Genomic DNA, 2,149 nt, shown 5'->3' on the forward strand with positions numbered 1-2,149 from the left:
CTGCGTGACCAGCGGCAGTTTGGCAATTTCTTCGCCAATACGTCCTTTGTTTTTCGCACGCAGCAGAACTTCTTGACCTTCGGATTTGAGCAATCCACCAGGCAACTCGACATTCCTTGCCTGCAAGATCGACGCCACTTGACTTAGTGACAATCCATAGCTTCGCAAAGTCGCTTCGGGAATCTCGACGTCGATCTGGTAATCGCGTGACCCCATGATTGATGCAGACGATACCGCGTTGATTTGCAGCAAGTCGTCGCGAACCTCTTCGGCCACCTCGCGCAAACGCAACTCGGCTTCGCGAGAACGATCATCGGGGCCAACGACGCCGACCCGAATGGCGGCTTCGCGAAACGTGATCTGTTGAATCTGTGGATCTTCGGCCAAGACAGGAAAGCTGGGAATCCGATTGACTTCGCGATCGATCTCGGACATCACCTTTTGCACATCTTTGACATCGCTGCGCAATTCCGCCAACACAAATCCCGAGCCTTCTTGGGCAATCGAGGTGACTTTTTTGATGCCATCGATCGCGCGAATCGCTTCTTCGATCTTTTGACAGATCGCTTCTTCGGTGTCCTGAGGTGTCGCGCCCGGATAGGGGACGGTGACCATCACGACTTCGAGTTCGAATTCGGGAAAGACTTCCCGTCGCATTTTCCATAGCGAGATGCCGCCAACCAACATCAGCGCCAACATCAAGACGTTCATGCCTGGCGAATTTTTGATCGCCCAACCAATAAACCGTTTCACTGAGCGGTCTCCTTGGTCACATCATTTTTTGAGTCCGCCGATACATGAGTTGTCGCCGAAGTCGTTTCGGAAACTACAGCCGAAGTGTCAAGCGTATTCATTCGAGCGGGCATTGTGTTGCCTTCGACCGTACCGACCGGAGAGACGACCACGAATGCACCCGCTTTCATTCGTTGATCCTGGACTTCACAAACCCACCATTTTTTGTCGCCGTTTTGCAGCGGATTGTCTTGATCCGATTCGGCGAACACGCCAGCAACCGACAACGAGTCGACGGGAAAAATCGAATCGCGATTGACGATACGGCCGGCCTGCCATGCCGAGGGATCGAATCGTTCGGAGGCCGTTTCATCGACGGTTTCATCGGGATTCTGCTTCTCGTCCGAACCAGAATCCTGTGTCGTCGCCGGATCGGCATCGTCGTTCGCTTTTGAAACCAATGTCGTCGCCGACGTTGAATCTCCCGGCCCCGACGATTGCGTTGAAACCTCAAGCACCGATTCATCGGGGACAAACTCCCAGGCCCGATTGCCGGGTTTCATCGCCGCAGCGGGGATGACCACCAACGGCGTCTTTGGCTCGATCAGAAGTTTGACTGTCACATACATGCCACGCACCAGCGTCGAAGGACCGGACACCGCAGCCGATCCGCCATCGGTTCGATAGGCCCTAGGGTTGTCCACCAAGATTCGCACGGGAACCGTTCGCGTCGTGGGGTCAAGTCCGATCCCGTCATAGCTCAACAGTCGGCCGTCCCAGCGATAGACCTTGCCTTCGCGACCTGCGATCTCAAACTCAACGATCGCAGGTGTCTCGGGGATATCGTATCCACGTCCTTCGCCTGCGACCGGTGTGACCGATCGATCGGCTTGATCAAGCACCCAATACAGTTGATCCATTCGCAAACTGGTTGCCACTTCGACTTTGGTTGTATCTTCGATCGTGACGATCGGATTGCCACGAGCGACGAAGGTGTTCAGCTCGGCATCTTCGTTGACGATTACTCCATCGATCGGCGAGCGAATTTCGGTTCGTTCCAGGTTGACCCGCGCGGTTTCCAATTGGGCGTTGGCAAGACGCTCGGATGCTTCGAGTCGAGTGCGGCGTTTACGTAACAATTCCAGCTGGTTTTCATAACCGACACGCTGCTGCGTGGATTGCAGTACGGCTCGTCTCGCTTTATCGATTTCCCCCTCACTGGCAAAGCCTCCCGGCAACGACTGTAACCGCTGCACTTCACGCTGCTGCAACGCTTCGTCTTCGGTTGCGACTTCGATTAACCGTTTGGTGTTGGCCATCTCTTGGTCGACTTCACCAAGTGCCTCGTACTCTTGTTCTTTCAGCCGCGTCAACCGATTGACTTCGAGTTCATAATCCGTGGGATCGATCCGCATGA

2 protein-coding genes are annotated in these 2,149 nt (G+C 54.7%); both read right to left on the bottom strand.

Annotated features, from left to right (window positions below; all coding sequences use genetic code 11):
* The coding region (locus RMSM_RS28150; protein WP_040769763.1) for an efflux RND transporter permease subunit at positions 1-753 on the bottom strand (753 nt) is incomplete at its 3' end.
* The coding region (locus RMSM_RS28155) for an efflux RND transporter periplasmic adaptor subunit (RefSeq protein ID WP_008705133.1) at positions 750-2,149 on the bottom strand (1,400 nt) is incomplete at its 5' end. The genes RMSM_RS28155 and RMSM_RS28150, both read right to left, overlap by 4 nt.

The sequence above is a fragment of the Rhodopirellula maiorica SM1 genome, from assembly GCF_000346295.1.
GTDB lineage: Bacteria > Planctomycetota > Planctomycetia > Pirellulales > Pirellulaceae > Novipirellula > Novipirellula maiorica.